The sequence below is a fragment of the Pseudomonas sp. SBT1-2 genome, from assembly GCF_028640875.1.
Taxonomy (GTDB): domain Bacteria; phylum Pseudomonadota; class Gammaproteobacteria; order Pseudomonadales; family Pseudomonadaceae; genus Aquipseudomonas; species Aquipseudomonas chlororaphis_I.
This window is the reverse complement of record NZ_JAQZAA010000095.1, coordinates 111,633-131,323: the sequence shown is the minus strand read 5'-3', so window position 1 is coordinate 131,323 and position 19,691 is coordinate 111,633. Positions and strand designations below refer to the sequence as shown.

Sequence of the window (19,691 nt, the reverse complement as noted above, 5' to 3'; positions counted from 1 at the left end):
CCGCTGGATATCGAATATCCCCAGGACCGCCTGCGCTACATGATGCAGGACAGTGGTGCCTGGTTGCTGCTGACCCAGAGCCATCTGCTGGATCGCCTGCCGATTCCCGATGGTTTGCCGACCCTCAGCGTCGAAGGCGCGGCTGACTTTGCGGCTTACCCGATGACCAGCCCGGAGGTGACCCTGGCCGAGGAAAACCTCGCCTACGTGATCTACACCTCCGGCTCCACCGGCCTGCCCAAGGGTGTGGCGGTGTCCCATGGCCCGCTGGCGATGCACAGCCTGGCCACCGGCGAGCGTTATGAAATGAGCCCGGCCGATTGCGAGCTGCACTTTATGTCCTTCGCTTTCGACGGTTCCCATGAGGGCTGGATGCACCCGCTGATCTACGGTGCCAGCGTGCTGATCCGCGATGACAGCCTGTGGTCGCCGGAATACACCTACGAGCAGATGCACCGCTACGGCGTCACCGTGGGCGTGTTCCCGCCGGTGTACCTGCAACAGCTGGCGGTGCACGCCGAACGCGACGGCAACCCGCCGGCGGTGCGGGTCTATTGCTTCGGCGGTGACGCGGTGCCGCAGGCCAGTTATGACTTGGCCTGGCGCGTGCTGCGGCCGAAGTACATTTTCAACGGCTACGGCCCGACCGAAACCGTGGTCACCCCGCTGATCTGGAAGGCCAAGGCCGGCGATCCGTGCGACGCGGCTTATGCACCGATCGGCAATATCGTCGGCAACCGCAGCGCCTACGTCGCCGATGCCAACCTCAACCTGCTGCCGGTGGGCGTGGCGGGCGAGCTGTACCTGGGCGGCCTGGGCGTGGCCCGGGGCTACCTGGATCGGCCGGGGCTGACGGCCGAGCGTTTTATTCCCGACCCTTACAGCATCAGCGGTGCGCGCTTGTACCGCAGCGGCGACCTGACTCGTTATCGCACCGACGGTTTGGTGGAGTATGTGGGGCGTGTCGACCATCAAGTGAAGGTGCGGGGTTTCCGTATCGAACTGGGCGAAATCGAAGCGCGCTTGCTGGAACAGGAGCCGGTACTGGAAGTGGCGGTGATCGCCCAGCCAGGCCCGAGCGGCCAGCAACTGGTGGGCTACATCGTGCCGGTGGACGCGCAGGTTACTTCGAGCAACGAATGCCAGGCGCAGCTGCGGGAAAGCATCAAGGCCCGCCTGCGGGAAAACCTGCCGGACTACATGGTGCCGACCTACCTGCTGTTCCTCGAAGCGCTGCCGCTGACGCCGAATGGCAAGCTGGACCGCAAGTCGCTGCCGAAGGTCGATGCACAGCTGATGCAGCAGACCTATGTCGCGCCGCAAAACGAGCTGGAACAGCAGATCGCCGCCATCTGGGCCGATGTGCTGAAGCTGGAACAGGTCGGCGTGACCGACAACTTCTTCGAACTGGGTGGCGACTCGATCATCTCGATCCAGGTGGTCAGCCGCGCGCGTCAGGCCGGTATCCGCTTTACCCCGAAAGACCTGTTCCAGCACCAGACGGTGCAAGGGCTGGCCACGGTGGCGGAGCAGGGCGAAGGCGGGTTGCAGATCGACCAGGGTCCGGTGCGCGGGACCACGGCGCTGCTGCCGATCCAGCAGTGGTTCTTCGACACCCCGGTGCCGGAACGTCAGCACTGGAACCAGTCGGTGCTGCTCAAGCCGGCCCAGCCGCTGCAAGCGGATGTCCTGGAAACGGCCTTGCAGGCGCTGACGGTGCAGCATGACGCCCTGCGCCTGCGTTTTGTCGAGGGCGAGGGGGGCTGGAGCGCAGCGTTTTCCGAGTTCGACGAGCAGGCGCAACTGCTGTGGCAGGCCAGCGTGGCCAACGATCAGGAGTTGCAGCAATGCAGTGAACGCGCCCAGCGCAGCCTGAACTTGCAGGACGGTCCGCTGCTGCGTGGCGTGCTCTTTACCCTGGCTGACCAGAGTCAGCGCTTGTTGCTGATCTTCCACCACCTGGTGGTGGACGGGGTGTCCTGGCGGATCCTCCTGGAAGACTTGCAGGCGTTGCTGGGCAACCAGTCGCTGCCGGCCAAGTCCAGTTCGACCCAGGCCTGGGCCGGGCAGTTGCAGGCGTATGCCCGCAGCACAGCCCTGCAACAGGAACTGGCTTACTGGCAGGCGCAGCTGCAAGGCGTCGACTCGAACCTGCCCTGGGATCACGCGAGCGACGGGCTGCAGAACCAGCACGCGTGCAGCGTCGACACCCGACTGAGCAAGCGCGATACCCAGCGCCTGCTGCAGGATGCCCCGGCGGCCTACCGCACGCAGATCAACGATCTGCTGTTGACCGCGCTGGCCCGGGTCATCACCCGCTGGACCGGTGGTGACAGCGCCCTGGTGCAATTGGAAGGCCATGGTCGCGAAGACCTGTTCGACAACCTCGACTTGAGCCGCACTGTGGGTTGGTTCACCAGCGTGTTCCCGGTCAAGCTCACGCCGCAGGCGGCCCTGGCCGACTCGATCAAGCAGATCAAGGAACAGCTGCGCGCGGTGCCGAACAAGGGCATCGGTTTTGGTGCCCTGCGTTACCTGGGAGACGAGGCTGCCCAGCAGACTTTGGCGGCCCTGGCCGTGCCGCGCATCACCTTCAACTACCTGGGCCAGTTCGACGCCAGCTTCGATGAAGAGCAGGCGTTGTTCATACCGGCCGGTGAAGCCAAGGGTGAAGACCAGAGCCCGCAGGCGCCCCTGGGTAACTGGCTGACCCTCAATGGCCAGGTTTATGGCGGCGAGCTGAGCCTGGGCTGGAGCTTCAGCCAGGCGATGTTCGAGCCGGCGACCATCCAGCGCCTGGCGGATGACTATGCCGAGGAGCTCAAGGCGCTGATCGAGCATTGCAGCCAGCCGCAGCATCGTGGTGTCACGCCGTCGGACTTCCCGTTGGCACGCCTGAACCAGCAGCAACTGGATCGCTTGCCCGTGCCGCTGACACAGGTCGAGGACCTCTACCCGCTGTCGCCGATGCAGCAGGGCATGCTGTTCCATACCTTGTACGAGCAGCAGGGCGGCGACTACATCAACCAGTTGCGGGTGGACGTGGACGGGCTCGACCCCGAGCGTTTCCGCCAGGCCTGGCAGGCGACTGTCGAGCGCCATGACATCCTGCGCAGCGGCTTCCTCTGGCAGGGCGAACTGCCGGCGCCGATCCAGGTGGTGTACAAGCAGGTCGGCCTGGAGTGCGCCGAGCATGACTGGCGCGGGCAGGCGCAGTTGCAAGAGGCGTTGGACACCCTGGCGGCGACCGAGCGCCAGCGCGGCTTCGACCTGGCGACGGCGCCGTTGCTGCGCCTGACCCTGGTGCGTACGACCGAGCAGCGTTATCACCTGATCTACACCAACCATCACATCCTGATGGACGGCTGGAGCAATTCGCAGCTGCTCGGCGAAGTGCTGCAACGTTATGCCGGCCAGCTGCCCGCGCACCTGACCGGGCGCTATCGCGACTACATCGCCTGGCTGCAACGCCAGGACGCCCAGGTCAGCGAGGACTTCTGGAAGCAGCAACTGCTGGGCCTGGATGAACCGACGCGCCTGGCCCAGGCTCTCGCTCCGGGCGCCCAGGCGCTGGAGGAGCGCGGCCATGCCAGCCATTCCTGCACCCTGGACGAGCAACAGACTCAAGGCTTGAGCGAGTTCGCCCGCCAGCAGAAGGTCACGGTCAACACCCTGGTGCAAGCCGCCTGGCTGCTGTTGCTGCAACGCTGCACCGGGCAGGACACGGTGGTGTTCGGCGCTACGGTGTCTGGGCGTCCCGCGGAGCTTAAAGGCGTGGAGCAGCAGATCGGCCTGTTTATCAACACCCTGCCGGTGGTGGCCGCGCCGCGTCCGGAGCAGTCGCTGGGCGAGTGGCTGCAGGTGGTGCAGGCACGCAACCTGGCCTTGCGCGACTTCGAACACACGCCGCTGTATGACGTGCAGCGCTGGGCCGGCCTGGGGGGCGAAGCGCTGTTCGACAACATCCTGGTGTTCGAGAACTACCCGGTGTCCGAGGCCCTGGAAAAAGGCTCGCCGGCGCAGCTGCAATTCGGCGCGGTGGGCAATCATGAACAGACCAACTACCCGCTGACCCTGTCGGTGTTCGTCGCTGAACGCTTGTCGTTCGACTACAGCTATTCCTTGCAGCACTTCAGCGCCGCAGCGATCGAGCAGTTGGCCGCCGGGTTGCGGCATCTGCTGTTGGCCATGCCCGGCAATGCCCGGCAGTGCCTGGGCGAGATGTCCCTGCTCAGTGACGGGCAACGGGCGGCCAGCGAACTGGAGTCGCGCCGCGCGCTCACTCAAGTGGGCCGTGACTTGAACGTCCACCAGTTGATCGAGGCCCAGGCCCGGCGCACCCCGGATGCGGTGGCGCTGCTGTGTGGCGACCGGCAGCTGAGCTACGGCCAGTTCAACCAGCGCGCCAACCAGTTGGCCCACAAGCTGATCGAGCAGGGCGTCGGCCCGGATGTCCGGGTCGGCATCGCCGTGGAGCGCGGGCTGGACATGATTGTCGGCCTGCTGGCGGTGCTCAAGGCCGGGGGCGCCTACGTACCGCTGGACCCTGAATACCCGCAGGACCGCCTGCACTACATGATGCAGGACAGCGGCATCCAGTTACTGCTGACCCAGGCGCCATTGCTCGAGCGTCTGCGCGCAGGCGTGGAAGTGCCGCACCTGTGCCTGGACCAGGGCCATGAGTGGCTGGCCGGCGCTGACCGGGGCAATCCGGTTCAACGCAGCAACCCGGAGAACCTGGCGTATGTGATGTACACCTCCGGTTCCACCGGCCGGCCCAAGGGCGTCAGCATCACGCATAACGCCCTGAGCCAGCATGCGCGGGCTGCGCGGGATTATTTCAAGATGACCGCCGAGGACCGCGGGCTGCAATTCTCCACCTTCAACTTCGACGCCTTTGTCGAACAGCTGTACCCGGCGCTGATCTGCGGCGCCTCGGTGGTGATCCGCGGCAAGGCGTTGTGGGACAGCGAAACCTTCTACCGCGAGTTGATCGGACAGGGCATCAGCATCGTCGACCTGAGCACCGCCTACTGGTTCATGCTCGGCAAGGATTTCGCGGCCAAGGGACCACGGGACTTCGGGCGCCTGCGCCAGCTCAACCTGGGCGGCGAGGCTATGCCGGCCGAAGGCGTGGCCGCCTGGAAACAGGCCGGGTTGACGGACGCTTGCCTGCTCAACACCTATGGCCCGACCGAAACCACCGTCAGTGCCACCGCCCATGATTGCGAGGCTTACCTGAGCGGTGCCGAGCCGTTGCCCGCGGTGATCCCGTTGGGCAAGGCGTTGCCCGGGCGTTCCATCTACCTGCTGGACAACAGCGGCAACCTGCCGCTGAACGGCGTCGTTGGTGAGCTGATGATCGGCGGCGAGCTGCTGGCCCGGGGTTACCACGATCGCCCAGGCCTGACGGCGGAGCGTTTCATTCCCGACCCGTTCAGCCAGGACGGCGGGCGCCTGTACCGTTCCGGCGACCTGGCGCGTTATAACGCCAACGGTGTGATCGACTACGCCGGACGCATCGACCATCAGGTGAAGATCCGCGGTTTCCGGATCGAGATGGGCGAGATCGAAGCCCGGTTGCTGGAACAGCCGCAAGTGCGTGAAGCGGTGGTGCTGGCCCAGGACGCGGCCGGTGGTCCGCAGTTGGTGGCCTATCTGGTCACCGCCCAGGGTGTGAGCGCAGACAGCCAGGACGACCAGGCCCGGTTGCGCGAGCAGTTGAAAGCGGCGCTCAAGGCAGTGCTGCCGGACTACATGCTGCCAGCGCACCTGCTGTTCCTCGAGGCGCTGCCGCTGAGCCCCAACGGCAAGCTGGACCGCAAGGCCCTGCCCAAGGCCGACGCCAGCATGCTGCAGCAGGCCTATGTCGCGCCGCAAAGCGAATTGGAGCAACAGGTCGCGGCGATCTGGGCCGAGGTCCTGGGTATCGAGCAGGTGGGGCTGGACGACAACTTCTTCGAACTGGGTGGCCACTCCCTGGATGCGTTGCGCCTGATCGGCGCCCTCAACCAGGCGCTGGGGTTGCAGCTGAGCATCAATGCGCTGTTCAGCGCGCCGACTGTCGGGCAACTGCTGGTCGTCGTCGACGCCGGCCAGGCCGCTGTGGCGGACAACGTCATCGCCCTGGGAGGCTCCGGCCAGCCGCTGTTCTGCTTCCACCCGGCGGGGGGCAGCGTGTATGGCTACCTGCCGCTGGCGGCGCGACTGCGCGATCGTTGCGCGGTGTATGGCGTGCTGCATCAGTCCTATCTGCAGGCCGACTGGAGCGAAGTCTCCTGGCAGGCCATGGTCCAGCGTTATGTGGCCAGCATCCGCCAGGTGCAGCCGGCGGGGCCTTACTACCTGGCCGGTTGGTCCCTGGGCGGGTCGATTGCCATGGATGTGGCCAGCGAGCTGGAGGCAGTGGGAGAGACGGTGCGCTTCCTCGGGCTGCTCGACCCGACACCGCCCCAGGCGGCGGTGGAGGACAGGGTCGAGGAACAGGCAGTGCCGGTCACGGTGACGGCCGAGTCCGAGTGGCGGGCGATCGTCGACAAGCTTTGCCTGCTGTTCCCGGCCAGCGCCGAGCTGATCGGGCAGCGGTTGATGCAGGAGGCCGAGCTGAACGGGCCCAGCATCCATGGCTGGGTGTCGCGCAATATCGCCCTGGAGCCCGGCGAGCTGGAGCGGGTGCTGGGGTTGTTCAAGGCGGAGTTCGATGCGTCGTTGGTCAGCGCCGTGTTCAATGACTTGAGCGCCTTGTCCGCGGCCTATGCCTATCGTCCGTTGCAGGTCGCGCCTCATCTGTGGTGGTCCGGCGATTATTCCGACCAGGCCATCCAGGCCCTGGAACAGGCCATGGGCCGGGAGGTGCTGGGCGGACGGCCAGTGGCGTCGCTGAAGACGGGCTCCCGCCATGAGGAGATGGTGAACAGCGAGATCCTGCTGGCAAGTTTCAGAAAGCACTTGCTGACCTGCTTGAACTGAGGGCGAGCCCCAGGCCTGGACCGGTAACGGTCCAGGCCTTTTTTGTGCCTGTCTTTTTCTGCCCGGGCTTCCCTCGAAACCCCATCCACCGCCCAGGCAGCGATTGGTCTGTGAAGGCGTGCTTATGCCTTGCGCGCCTGGCGGTTGCGATCGCCGGCAAGCCGGTTCCTACGGAGGAGCGGGGACAGGGATAGGGGGCGTGATGCAAGCGGGCTGGTGTAGGCGCTGGCTGGCCAGCGAAGGCCTGCTTATGTCTTGTGTGCCTGGCGGCTGCTATCGGCGGCGGCTGGCATCTAGAGGGGAGGGGAAAAGGCGTCGGACCGGGCGCTGGGGCCGTGGATCCGACGTGGGCAGGGCGGTGTCGAGGGGGCCGTCGCCGTTGGTGCCGACCCCGGGTCAGGGGAGGAGATTAGAGCGACCAGCTGACGGTGACCATGGCGTTGCGCGGATCGCCGTAGAAGTTGTTGCCGTAGTCGGTGTTGCTGCTGATGCTCTGGTAGTAACGCTTGTCGAAGACGTTGTTGAGGTTCAGGCGAATGTTCACATTCTCCGAGGCCTTGTAGCTGGTCATCAGGTCCACCAGGGTGTAGGCCTTTTGTTCGATGTGGTAGTCGAAGGTGGTCAGGTATTCGTTGGTGCCCTTGTTGTAGATGGTGTTCTGCCGATACAGGCCGCCACCGATGGTCCAGCGGTTGAGGTCGCCGGGCAATTGGTAGGTGGTGAAGGCCTTGAACACATGGCGCGGGATATCGGTGTCGAACAGGGTGCCTTCCTTGGTCGGGTCGGAGTCCTTGGTGTACTTGACCGAGGCGTAGGTGTAGCCGGCCCCCAGCTGCCAGCCCGGGGCCAGGGAGCCGTTGATTTCCAGCTCGATACCTTGGCTGCGCACTTCGCCCGCGGCTTCATAGCAGTCGTTCCCCGGAGGGCACAGAATGGGGTTCAGTAGCTTGGCGCGGTTTTCCTGGTCGATGCGGAAGATCGCCGCGCTGGCATTCAGGGCACCGTCGAAGTACTCGCCCTTGATGCCCATCTCGTAGTTCTTGCCTTCGATGGGCTTGAGCGCGTTGTTGGAGGCGTCGAGCTCGGTCTGCGGCTTGAAGATGTCGGTGTAGCTGACATAGACCGAGTGATGCTGGTCCAGGTCGTAGATCACGCCGGCATAGCGGGTCAGGTTGCGGGTGACCTTGTTGGGCAGGCTGGTGGAGGAGGGCTTGCCGTTCCAGGTGGTGGTCACATCGTAGTCGTACCAGTCCAGCCGTCCGCCGAGGATGAGTTTCAGGTCGTCGGCAAGGTTCAGGCGCGTGGTGACGTAGGTACTCTTCAGTTCGCTGGTGCGGTCCTGTGTCCAGGGGTTGGCACTCATGTCCGGCTTGGGAATGCCGGAAGGATTGTTCAGGTCGGTGTGGGTCTCGAGGTCGATGGGCAGGCCCTTGCCCTTGAACTTCAGGTCGCGCTTGCTGGCGCCCACCACCAGTTCGTGGGTACGGCCGAACAGCGAGAAGGGACCGCTGACATAACCGTCGTAGCTGCTCTGCTTGTCCTTGTAGTCGTACCGGCCGATGTTCTGGCCGAACTCGACGTAGTCGCTTTGCCAGGTGCGCATCGGGATGGAGCCGAGCATGCTCAGGTCCGACCAGCTCTTGCTGGCGGCCAGGAGCATTTTCCAGTCGTTGGCGAAGCGGTATTCCAGGCGGGTGAAGGCGGTGGTGTTGTCCTGGTCCCAGAATTCCCAGTCGCTGCCCAGGTAGGTCGAGCGCTTCAGGTGCAGGTCGCTGCCGTCGGCGGCCACCGGCAGGCCGCCCCAGGATGTGTTGTTGTTGGCGTTCTGGTTGGAGATGCCGAAGGTGAAGGTGGTGTCTTCGTTCAGGTCGGCCTCGGTGATGCCGTAGAACACCGAGCGCTCGGAGCTGACGAAGTCCTGGAAGCTGTCCTTGGTCTGGTAGGCGGTGACTATCCGGCCACGCAGGGTGCCACTCTCGTTCAGCGCGTTGGAGGCGTCGAACTCGGTGCGGTAGTTGTCCCAGCTGCCGGCGCTGCCGGTGAGGGTGACCCGCGGGGTAGCGGTCGGACGCTTGTGCACCATGTTCACCGCGGCCGAGGGGTTGCCCGCGCCCTGCATCAGGCCGGTGGCGCCGCGCACCACTTCCACCCGGTCGAAGATCGCCATGTCGGGGGTGGAGTTCATGTCCCGGCTGAGGTAGTGGCTCAGGTCGTTGGACAAGCCGTCGACCATCAGGTTTTCAATGGCGAAGCCGCGGGAGTAGAAGGTCGGGCGCTGCGGACCGTCCTTGGTCACGGAAATGCCCGGGGTGGCCTTGAGCACGTCCTCCAGGGTCTTCATGTTCTGGTCATCCATGCGCTGGCGGGTGATGACCGTGACCGATTGCGGTGTTTCCCGGGCCGTCAGGGCCAGCTTGCTGGCGGTCTGCATGGACCCGGTGGTGTAGGAACCGGTGTCTTCGGTGGTCGAGTCCAGGCCCTGGGCGGTGATGGTGCTGGTCCCCAGTTCCAGTGAACCGGCGGAAGCACGGTTGAGAATGGTCACCGAGTTGCCCTTGAGGGAATAGGCGACCCCCGTGCCATTGAGCATCGCCGCGATGGCCCGCTCCGGCGAGTAGCTGCCGGAGAGCGCATTGCTGCGCTTGCCTTGCACATCGTCGGGGCTGTACAGCACTTGCAGGTTGGCCTGGCGCCCGAACTCCTGCAGGGCCGACGCCATGGATTGCGCGGCGATATTGAAATGGATTTCCTGGGCCTGGACCTGGGCCATCAAGGGCAGGGTCAGGGCCAGGCCCAGGGTGCAGGAAGCCATTCTCGGCGAGAACGCCTGGCCAAGCAGGGCTTTGGCCAGAGGAGTCAGTCGATGTTGTGCGGGCATGCTCATGTGCTCTTATAAAACGGCAGAGGTAATGATTGTTAATGCTAGTAATTCTCAGTTCTGTCTGTGAGACGCACCAGTTGCCAGAAACCGGAAACAATCACGCCGGTTGCAGATCGCTCATGACTTGCCCGGCCTTCATGCGCACCAGCTGGTCGGCGATATCGAAGTAGCGATCGTCGTGGCTGATGACGATGATGGTCTTGCCCAGGCGCTTGAGGTCCGGCAGCAGCTCGGTATAGAAAATCCGCCGGAAGGCCGGGTCCTGGTCGGCGGCCCATTCGTCGAACACCAGCACCGGGCGCTCTTCGAGCCAGGCATTGATCAGCGCCAGGCGCTTGCGTTGGCCGGTGGAGAGGTCGGTGGTGGTGAAGGCGCCATCCTTGATGCTGACCTTGTGGGCGATTTCCAGGCGGTCCAGGTACTGGGTGGCGATGTCCAGCGACTTGCCGGCATTGCCCTGGACCAGGTCGTCGAACAGGTGGTAGTCGGCGAAGACCGTGGTGAACAGCTGCCGGTAGTCGTCCCGGAGCCGGTCGGTCACGGCTTCGCCATTGAGGCGGATCTCCCCGGACTGGGGCTGGTACAGGCCCAGCAACAGCTTGATCAGGGTGGTCTTGCCGCAGCCGTTCTCGCCGACGATGAAGACGATGTCGCCCTGCCTGATGTTCAGGTTGATCGGGCCCAGGTGGAACGGCTCGCTGCCTGCCACGGGCGGCGGGCTGTAGCTCACGCCGCGCAGTTCCAGGCTGTGCACCACCGCTTGCGGCGCTTCGCTGTCGTCCATCAGCAGATGCGGCTCGGGGGAGGAGAAGCGTTCGGACAGCTCGCGGATACGGGCGAAGGCGATCTTCGCCTTGCCAACGATAGGCAGGTAGCCGACCACGTGTTCCAGGGGGCCCTTCATGTACAGCAGCACCAGCACGAAACCGGTGATCACGGCGGGGTCCGGGTTCGGGTAGTAGGCCTGCATGGCCAGGGCCAGGCCGATGACCACGAAGAACAGCATCGAGCCGAAGCTCTTGGCCAGGATATAGATGTTCACCGAGCGCACCTGGATATCGCTGATGCGGTCCGCGGTTTTCTGGATGCGCTGGGTGTTCATGCGAAAGCGCCGTGGCCGGTGGATGCGCAGTTCCTTGGCGCCGGAGGCAATAGCGTTGTAGTAGCGCTGCAGTTCGTCCTCGTGGTCGCGTGCTTCGTCGAAGCCCTTGATGCCCTTGCCGCCGGCCACCAGTTGCACGCTGGTGCCGATGATGATGGCGACCACCATCATCAGGAACATCGGCAACGACAGGTACGCCAGGTAGCCCAGGCAACCCAGGGTGACGGTGGTGGCGATGGCCAGCGGGGTGAAGGCGAAGGAGAAGTCGCTGATGGTGTCGACGTCGTGGGTCAGCACCGGGATCAGGCGGTGGGAGCGGTAGCGTTCGATCTGGGTGATGGGCGCCGAGAGTACTTTTTCCCCCAGGTCCTTGCGCAGGGCGGCAATGATGCGCTGGCCCACGTAGTTGGTGCCGATATCCGAGACGATCGAGCTGGTCAACGCCAGCAGGCACAGGGCGGCGAAGGTCAGGACCACGCCCTGGGTCATGCCGGTCGCCGAGTGCAGGGCGTTGTTGATGGTGGCCAGCAGCAGGGTGATGGCCAGGCCGCCGACCATGCCCAGGGCAACGGAAATCACGACAGTGGTACGAAAGGGTCTGAGCAGGGCGAGCAGTCCGTGAAAGGCTCCGCGCTTGGGGTCGGTCATAAGGGGTTCCCGGCAGTGAATGAAGGGTCGAGGCAGAAAGACCCGTACTCATGAACAGACGAACCGTTGGCGGGAGTATTTAGCGTGGCCGCGGGCGCGGATAAATTGCCCGGCGCCTGCTTCGTTCTTGTTCTGGAGGTGCACGCGTAACGACGTCGTGCCTGGCCCATTCAGCGAGAGCGAGCAAATGACGAAAAAGAATCTGGTGTATGTCTGGTCCCTGAGGAACGCGGCGGCCGACAAGGCCGGGCAACCGGTGGCCTACAAGGATCACGAGCGCTACATGAAGTCGGTGCTGGAATTCCTGGTGGAATCGCTGAACCAGACGCCCCTGGGCGAGGCGTATAACCTGGTAGGGGTGGTGTATGACGATGACGAGCAGTCGCCACGGGACCAGCAACTGGTGAGCGACTACGGCTTTGCCTATCAGCCCGGCCGGCAATGGCTGTACCCGGCCGACCTGCAGGTGCAGGGGCGCCTGGTCAACGACCTGCTGCTCAGCGTGCCGTCCACCTATCGCCGTCATCCGCGGGGCTCGGCCGAGCATATCGCCGGCAAGCAGGATTTCGAGCGTCGCCTGCACGACACCCTGGTGGAGCTCAAGGCCGACATCGTGGTGCTCGACGGCCTGCTGGTGATCCTCGACGAGCTGGTGCGCCCGGGCGCGCCTTTCGCGCGGCGGATCATGAACATCCATCCGGGCATCACCCGCCTCGAGTCGCCCTATGAGCGTCGCGGCGCCTATGCCACCTGGAATGCGCTGTACGGTGCCCGTGGGCAGAAGGTGGTGGACTGGGCTACGCGGGAAACCGAGCCGGTCGAGCCGCTGTACATGACCGGGGCCTCGTTCCACTACGTGGACAACGGCATCGATTCCGGCGAGGTGTTCCACGACGTGCTCAACACCGAGATCGCGCCCGAGGACACCATCCTCGAACTGCGCTGGAACAACTTCAACAACAGCCTGTTCCCGGCCTTGCATGAAGGCCTGGCGCTGCTGGCCGAGCAGCTTGGCCAGCAGCCGGTCGGCGAATCCCGGGCCGGCGCCTGAGGCCCGCGGCGATCAGGCGCGACGCTCGCGCTTGATCGCTGTCGATCGGGCCTTTTACTGGTGCTGGGTGCCGGGCTGTTCCAGTTCGCGCACGACACGGAAGCTCAACCAATCCCCACGCACTTCGCGCTTGCGGCTGTTGCGGTTGCCCGAGCGGGAGAACACCGGGGCCTCGCCCCAGTCGTTGCCGCGAATCTGCGCGTCGAGACACACCCCGCCCGATTCCTCCATCCAGGCCCTGCCATCGGCGGGCGCGCCGACATAGTCGGGGTGCCAGCAGTCGGCGACCCACTCGTAGACATTGCCGTGCATGTCATACATGCCGAAGGCATTGGGCGGGTAGCTGCCTACCGGGGCGCTGTAGCTGTAGCCGTCCTTGGGGCCGTAGGTGTTGGCGTGCTGGGTGATCTGGTACTGGCCTTCTTCATCGAAGGGGAAGGGGAACGAGCCGCTGCTGCCGGCCCGCGCGGCGTACTCGCGCTCGGCCTCGCTGACCATCCGGTAGTGCTGGCCGGTCTTCTTCGACAGCCACCGGGCATAGGCCTGGACGTCGGCATAGTCGACGCAGACCGCGGGCTGGCGCGGGCCTTGTTCATAACGCGGCTTGCTGGCCTGGCACAGGCGGCCGGGACGCTCGTCGCCGTCCTTGATCACTGTGCCGGTCTCGCGGATGTAGGCGTCCAGCTCGCCGGCGGTCACGTGGAAGCGGCTCATGGCGAAGGCCTTGTTGAAGGTCACCGTATGCTGCGGGCCTTCGTCGGGCTCTCGGCCGACTTCGTCTTCGGGGGTGCCCATGACGAAGCTGCCGGCGGGCAGCACCACCATCTCCGGGCAGTTCTTGCAGTCCTTGAACACGCTGCCGGGCTTGGGCGGCTCGACGGCCTGGGCATTGAGGCTGACCAGGCAGCCGAACAGCGCGGCGAGTGAGGAGCAGGCGACAGGTTTCATCATCAATAACCTTGTGCAATGTAGAGAAAAGAAGTGGGCGAGGGGCTCAGGCGGTCTTGCCGGCGCGCAGGCGCTTGCCCAGCAGGTCCATGGCGCGGTCGATGTCTGCTTCGCTGTTGAGCAGGCCGGGCGCCATGCGCACCAGCGGCCCCGCGTCGCGGTACACCGCATCCACCAGGATGCGGTTCTCGATCAGCCAGGCGGCGGTGGCGTCGGTGTCCAGGTTCGGGCCGCGGAAGAAGGTGAAGCCAGCGGACAGCTGCGGGCTCAGGGGCGTCACCAGTTCGATGCCGGGGAGTTCCTGCAAGCGTTGCTTGAGGTAGCTGTTGAGTTGGTGGATCCGCGCCTGGATGTTGGCCTTGCCCAGCTGCATGTGCAGGTCGAAGGCCTGGTCCACGGCCCAGCGGTGCTCGAAGCTGTGGTAGCCGCCGGGGGTCATGGTGGTGGCGAAGTCCTGGTTCTCGGAGAAGGTCGCCACCATCGGCGTCAGGTGCTCGAGCTTTTCCGAGCGCGAGCAGAAGATCCCGGTGCCCCGCGGGCCGAACATCCATTTATGGGTGCCGGCGACGAAGAAGTCGCAATTGAGGTCGGCAAAAGTGACGTCCTCCACCCCCAGGCCGTGGACGCCGTCGACGCAGTAGAGAATCCGCTCGGCCTCGTCGCGGTTGCGGTTGTGCTGATCCACCAGCTTGCCGATCTCGCCGATCGGCAGCTTGACGCTGCTGCCCGATTGCACCCAGGTCATCCCCAGTACGCGGGTGTTGGGGCGGATGCTGCGGTCGATATTGCCCAGCACTTCATCGACGCAGACCTGGTGGGGCGACTTGAACAGCTCGATGGTGCGCACCTGGGTGCCGTCGCGCTGGGTGCGGAACTTCAGGGCGTTACGGGTCGAGTAGTGCTCATGCACCGTGGTCAGTATCTCCTGCCCGGGGCGCACGTGAATGCCGCCATACATCATGGCCAGGCCTTCGGTGGTGCTGCCGGTCAGGGCCACCTGGGCGGGCTTGATCTGCAGGTAGCGGCCGACGCTCTCGCGCACCTGGGCCTCGCGCTTCCAGGTGTACTGGGTGTCGTAGTCCATGGCCATGGCCGGGTTGCGATCCAGGACCGCGCGGTATTTTTCGATGGCTTCGCGCACGGGCCTGGGGTGCGAGGTGATGAGGAAGTTGGCCAGGTGCACATAGTCCGGGTCGAGGTCGAACAGCTGGCGCAGTTGGTCCCAGGGTTGCTGGTGGGTGGCGGGCGTGGCGGCGGCCCGGGCCTGGCCGATGGCGAAGGTGCCCAGGGGCAGGGCGGCGGCCAGCAGGCTCGCGTGCTTGAGGAAGGTCCGACGATTGGTCACAGGGATTCTCGTGGTCAGGGTTCAGCCGGCGACGGCGGGTGGTTCGACGGGATGTGTGGCGGGTTGCGTGGCAGGTTGCGCGGTGGGGCTTACCGGCTTGGCGAGTTTCTGCACCTGTTCCCAGACGCGCAGGTAGTTCTCGCCCCAGAGCTTGGCAATCTCGATATCGCTGTAGCCGCGCTGGATCAGTTCGGCGGTGACGTTGCGGTTGTCCGCCACGTTCATCCAGCCGTTGACGCCGCCGCCCTCGTTGAAGTCCGAGCTGATGCCGACGTGATCGATGCCGACCTTCTTCACTGTGTAGTCGATGGCGTCGACATAGTCCTTGAGGCTGGCCTTGGGCTCTTCTTCCAGAATGCCGTACAGGGAGCTGGCGTACTCGCCGAAGCGCTGTTCCGGCCAGATGGTGATGACCGCGTCGCCCGGCATCAGGGCGTTTTCCAGGCCTTGCAGCGGGCCCAGGTCGAAGCGCTGGCGCAGGGCGTTGAGCTTGTCCAGGGTCGGCTGGCTGAGGGGCCGCAGGTAGGTGGAGAAGCCCACCACCTGGACCACCCCGCCTGTGGCCTTGATCACCTGCAGTTCCTTGTCGCTGAGGTTGCGCGGGATGTCCACCAGCGCCCGGGGCGCGGAGTGCGAGGCCACCACCGGCGCGCGGGTCAGGGCCGCGACGTCGTCCAGGGCCTTGCTGGACATCTGTGAGACGTCGATCACCACCCCCAGGTCGTTGAGCCTGCGCACGGCCTGCTTGCCGATCGGCGAGAGGCCGCCGAGGGCGTCCCGGGTGTCGTTGAAGAATGGCAGCGGGCGCGAGGAGTCGGCCCAGTCGTTATTGCCCACATAGCTGAAGCCGAACAGACGCATGCCGCGGGCGGCCCACTTGTCCAGCTGGTCGAGATCGTCGCCCATGGCGTAGGCGTTGAGCAGGCTGATCACCACTGCCAGCTTGCCTTCGGAGGCGATGCGGCGCAGGTCGGCGGGGGTATAGGCAATGGCCGCCTGGTTGGGGAAGTCGCGCACCAGGCCCTGGATGATCCGGTAGCGGGTCTCCCGCTGGTGCCGGGCCTCTTCGACGAAGCCGGCGGTGGGGCGATGCGGGGCGTTGGCGCCGTTCCACATTTCCGGCCAGGCGAGAATGCTCAGGGCGGCGCCGGACATCCTGCCGCGACCGGCCTTGACCAGGTCGAACTGGCGATGGGTGTCCTTGTCCGCCTCGGTGCCTTCGGTGCCGAAATCCAGGGGCACGGTGATATGGCTGTCGAAGGAGATGATGCGTTCCTGCAGGTCGTTGGCGTGCTTGACGATTTCGCTGGGGTAAGACACCCGGTCCTTCCAGTAGTAGTGCCAGGCGGCCCCGGCACCGACACCGAGTACGGCGACAGTAAGTACCAGCAGGCTCAGGTAGAGGGTTTTCTTACCAGGTAATTTGATCATTGCTATCCCAGTCGCAGGCGGGCTGATGACGGGGCCGGAGCGGGAGGCGCAATGCTTCCAGGCCCGACCTTTTTGTGCACATCTATCCGCGATAAACGAGCTGGCCGGCGGCAAATTTAGCGGCCCGGGAGCGGCTCGCCGGTAAATTTCCGTGCAAATCCAACGTTCTAGCTAGATGCGTGAGGCGCCACTGGATATAGGTAGAGCGATGAGGTTTTCGAGACGAGGATTTTTGACCGGTCTGGCGGTGACGGGGGCGGCTATTCCTGTGGCGCTCTACACCCGCAAGGAGTTGCAGCGCCTGGATGTGCATCGTCAGGAAGAACTGGAAATCACCCCGGGGGAAGCCAAGCTGGAAGTCGCCCTCGACCCGGGCGTGCGCCTTGCCGATCACCTGCGGGGCATCTGGGACATCGAGTTCCTGGATGCCGACGCACCGCTGCCGCGTCGCGGCTGTGAACTGGTGCTCGATGTCGGTCCGACCGGGCGCGGCCTGCGGGGCTTCCTGGGGCGTGCGCAAAGCCTGCGGGGCGACGGTCCGGTGGAGTTTCGGGTGCAGGGCGAGCTGGCGGCGGTGGACGCCGCGAAATTGTGCTGGCGGCTGTTCCCCGGCGGCCAGCTCAGCGGCGCGCCCAGCCATGAGTGCCAGGTGGTGCTCGACGAGGTCTGGGCGAACTGGGGCAATGCCGGCAGCGGCACCCTCAGTGGCCGCCTGCAGTCGTTGCAGGTGTCGCTCCTGGCGCCGGTATCCGTGGTGCGCTTCGTGGCGCGCAAGCGGGCCTTTCCCGCGGCCCGGGAGCAGAGCGGCCTGAGCCCCGAGTTGCTGGCCTGGCTGGTGTCCCCGCAGCATCGCCTGTTCCACCAGCTCTGGCATGCCTCCCGGGATCGCTGGCATTCCTTGCCCAAGGACAAGCGCAGCAGCCTGCGCGGGCTTGGCTGGCAGCCGGGACCGCTGAAGCACGAGCGCGATGCCCGTGGACGACGCAAGCATCGCAATGCCTCGGGGATCGATTTCCTCTTCATGCACCGGCACATGCTGTTGCAGGCGCGTTCGTTACAGCCGGACCTGGTGTCCTGGCAGCAGCTGCCCTTGCCGTCCCCGCGCCTCGAGCAGGATCGTCTGGGCTTTATCCGCTACTACGAAAATCACGACGGCTGCTCGGTGCCGCCGGCCTGGATCGCCGACGACGATGAAGAGTTCACCCAGTGGCTGCATGGCTTGAAAAGCGATGCGGCCTTCTATGGCAACTTCCAGGTCTGGGAGTCGCAGTACCAGGATCCCGACTACCTCAGCCGCCTGACCCTGGGGCAGTTCGGCTCGGAGGTCGAGCTGGGCCTGCATGACTGGTTGCACATGCGCTGGGCCGATGTCGCCCGGGACCCTGCCAACGGCATGCCGGTCATGGAGGCCCGGGTGTCCTCGGACTTCGCCGGACGCTGGTACCTGGCGCAGAACGACTTTCTCGGCGACCCGTTCTCGTCCCATGTGCATCCGATGTTCTGGAAGTTCCATGGCTGGATCGATGACCGCATCGACGATTGGTTCCGCGCCCATGAGCGCTTCCATCCCGGTGAAGTGTTGCGCCGGGAGGTCAACGGCGTGCCGTGGTTCGCGCCCGGGCGCTGGGTCGAGGTCGACGACCCGTGGCTGGGGGCCTCGACCCATGGTTGCGGCCCGCTGGGCAACGCGCCGGGCGAGATGTCGCTGGAGATGGACCAGGAGGTCATGAAGCTGGCCTTGCGTATCGCCCTGAGCCGTGACGAGGAAGTGCCGCAGTTGCTCAAGCGGGCCCCCCGGCGTCCCTGGTACGCCCAGCACCTGAAGGTGTAAGTTGGCAAGGCAGCGGCGCGGGTCCTGTTGCAGGGCCCGCGCTTTTTTTCAGCGTTTTATTTAGAGGCTCTTTATTCAGCGCTTCTTCGTTTCGAGTGTCTTCCAGCCACCGCCCAGGGCTTTGTACAGGGCAATGCTCGACTGCACCCGGGACAGTCGCAGCTGCACGTTCTGGTCTTGCGCGGTGTACAGGGTGCGCTGGGTTTCCAGGACTGTGAGCAGGTCGGTGGCGCCGGCCTGGTAGCGGCTCTGGGATATCTCGAAGGCGCGTTGCGCCTGCCTCAGTTCTTCGTCTTGCCATTGCCGCTGCTGGTCCAGGCCGCGAATGCTGTTGAGGGCCTTTTCCACATCGGCGAAGCCATTGACGATCGCTGCGCGGTAGCTTTCCAGCAGTTCCTGCTGGCGGGCCGTGGCCCGGTCGCGCTCGGCGCTCAGGCGCCCATTGTTGAAGATCGGCGCCACCAGCCCGGCGGTCAGGTTGTAGAAGGGGCTGCGTAGCACGTCATCGAACTGGTTGGCGCCGGAGCCGAGGTTGGCGGTCAGGGTCACGCTGGGCAGCATCGCCGCCCGCGCCACTTTGACATCGGCCCGGGCCGCCGCCAGCCGGGCTTCGGCGCCGGCGATATCGGGGCGGCGGGCCAGCAGGTCGCTGGGCACCCCGGCATCGATGTCCGGCCAGTTCAGTCGGGCTAAAGGCTGGTCGCTCAAGGTCAGGCTCTGTACCGGCCGGCCGAGGAGGGCGGCGAGGGTGATCAGGGCTTCTTCGGTCTGTTGCCGAACCAGCGGCACCTGGCGTTGCTGCGCCGCCACCAGGCTCTTCTGCTGGGCCAGCTCCAGGGCGGTGGCCGAGCCCGAGTCGTAGCGGGTCTGCACCAGCCTGAGCACGCTTTGCGCATTGGCCAGGTTGAGTTCGGCGATGCGGCTCTGCTCGCGCAGCGACAGCACCTGGGCGTAACTGTTGGCCACGCCGCTGAGCAGGGTCAGCTCCACGGTGGCCTGGTCGAATTCGCTGGCCTGCACGCCCAGCAGCGCGCTGTCCCGGGCGGCACGCTTGCCGCCCCAGAAATCGATTTCATAGCTGGCGCTCAGGCCGGCATCGAAATAGTCCACGGCCTTGTTGTTGCTGTCGGCATTCAGCTGGCTGTAGCCGTTGCCCCGCATGAGCTTCTGGCGGTTGGCGTTGAAGGTGCCGTTGACGGCGGGCAACAAGGGCGCGCCGGCAATGACGGCACTGGCCTGCGCCTGGCGCACCCGGGCCATGGCGGCGGCCAGGTCGTGGCTGCCCAGGCGGGCCTGTTCGACCAGGCGCTCCAGTTCCGGGCTGCCGAAGCGGGTCCACCATTGCCGGTTGTCCTGCTGCGCGGCCGCGGTATGCGGCGAGTGCCAGGCGGGCGGTGCCTGCAAGCCACTGTCCGGGCGCGGCGCGGGGCCGCTGCAGGCCACCAGCAACAGGCTGGCGGCGATAAGGCTGAGGGGCGCTTTCAT

The 19,691-nt window shown here is 65.3% G+C and carries 9 protein-coding genes; 3 read left to right on the top strand and 6 right to left on the bottom strand.

Going from position 1 to position 19,691, the window contains the following annotated elements:
- Positions 1-6,969 (top strand): non-ribosomal peptide synthetase (locus PVZ78_RS21055; RefSeq protein ID WP_273829200.1); only part of this gene is annotated, 6,969 nt, incomplete at its 5' end.
- Positions 6,970-7,378: 409 nt separating this feature from the next.
- On the opposite strand, the gene PVZ78_RS21050 is transcribed toward PVZ78_RS21055, so the two are convergent.
- Both PVZ78_RS21050 and PVZ78_RS21045 read right to left on the bottom strand, forming a co-directional pair.
- Positions 7,379-9,853 carry a TonB-dependent siderophore receptor gene (locus tag PVZ78_RS21050; protein ID WP_273829199.1) on the bottom strand — a complete coding sequence of 825 codons (2,475 nt, stop codon included), beginning with the start codon at positions 9,851-9,853 and terminating at the stop codon, positions 7,379-7,381.
- 94 nt (positions 9,854-9,947) lie between these two features.
- Positions 9,948-11,600, bottom strand: coding sequence for a cyclic peptide export ABC transporter (locus tag PVZ78_RS21045; protein ID WP_016702397.1), 1,653 nt, complete (start codon positions 11,598-11,600; stop codon positions 9,948-9,950).
- A 187-nt stretch (positions 11,601-11,787) separates the two neighbouring features.
- Here PVZ78_RS21045 and PVZ78_RS21040 point away from each other — a divergent pair, with 187 nt between their 5' ends.
- Entirely contained in the window at positions 11,788-12,651 is an 864-nt protein-coding gene (locus PVZ78_RS21040; RefSeq protein WP_009049992.1) for a formyltransferase family protein, read from the top strand.
- Between the two features lie 54 nt (positions 12,652-12,705).
- On the opposite strand, the gene pvdO is transcribed toward PVZ78_RS21040, so the two are convergent.
- Genes pvdO through pvdM form a run of 3 tightly spaced genes read right to left on the bottom strand, consistent with a single transcriptional unit; the run spans position 12,706 to position 16,375 of the window.
- Entirely contained in the window at positions 12,706-13,599 is an 894-nt protein-coding gene (gene pvdO, locus PVZ78_RS21035) for a dihydropyoverdine dehydrogenase (RefSeq protein ID WP_050999736.1), read from the bottom strand.
- 46 nt (positions 13,600-13,645) lie between these two features.
- A complete protein-coding gene (pvdN, locus tag PVZ78_RS21030; protein ID WP_273829198.1) occupies positions 13,646-14,944 on the bottom strand; it encodes a pyoverdine-tailoring periplasmic protein PvdN in 1,299 nt (432 codons plus the stop codon).
- 21 nt (positions 14,945-14,965) lie between these two features.
- Positions 14,966-16,375: a pyoverdine-tailoring dipeptidase-like protein PvdM gene (gene pvdM, locus PVZ78_RS21025; RefSeq protein ID WP_009049989.1), complete on the bottom strand. Its 1,410-nt coding sequence runs from the start codon at positions 16,373-16,375 to the stop codon at positions 14,966-14,968.
- Between the two features lie 208 nt (positions 16,376-16,583).
- Here pvdM and pvdP point away from each other — a divergent pair, with 208 nt between their 5' ends.
- Entirely contained in the window at positions 16,584-18,206 is a 1,623-nt protein-coding gene (gene pvdP / locus PVZ78_RS21020; RefSeq protein WP_273829197.1) for a pyoverdine maturation tyrosinase PvdP, read from the top strand.
- 75 nt (positions 18,207-18,281) lie between these two features.
- Here pvdP and PVZ78_RS21015 read toward each other — a convergent pair whose 3' ends face one another.
- Positions 18,282-19,691: an efflux transporter outer membrane subunit gene (locus PVZ78_RS21015; RefSeq protein WP_273829196.1), complete on the bottom strand. Its 1,410-nt coding sequence runs from the start codon at positions 19,689-19,691 to the stop codon at positions 18,282-18,284.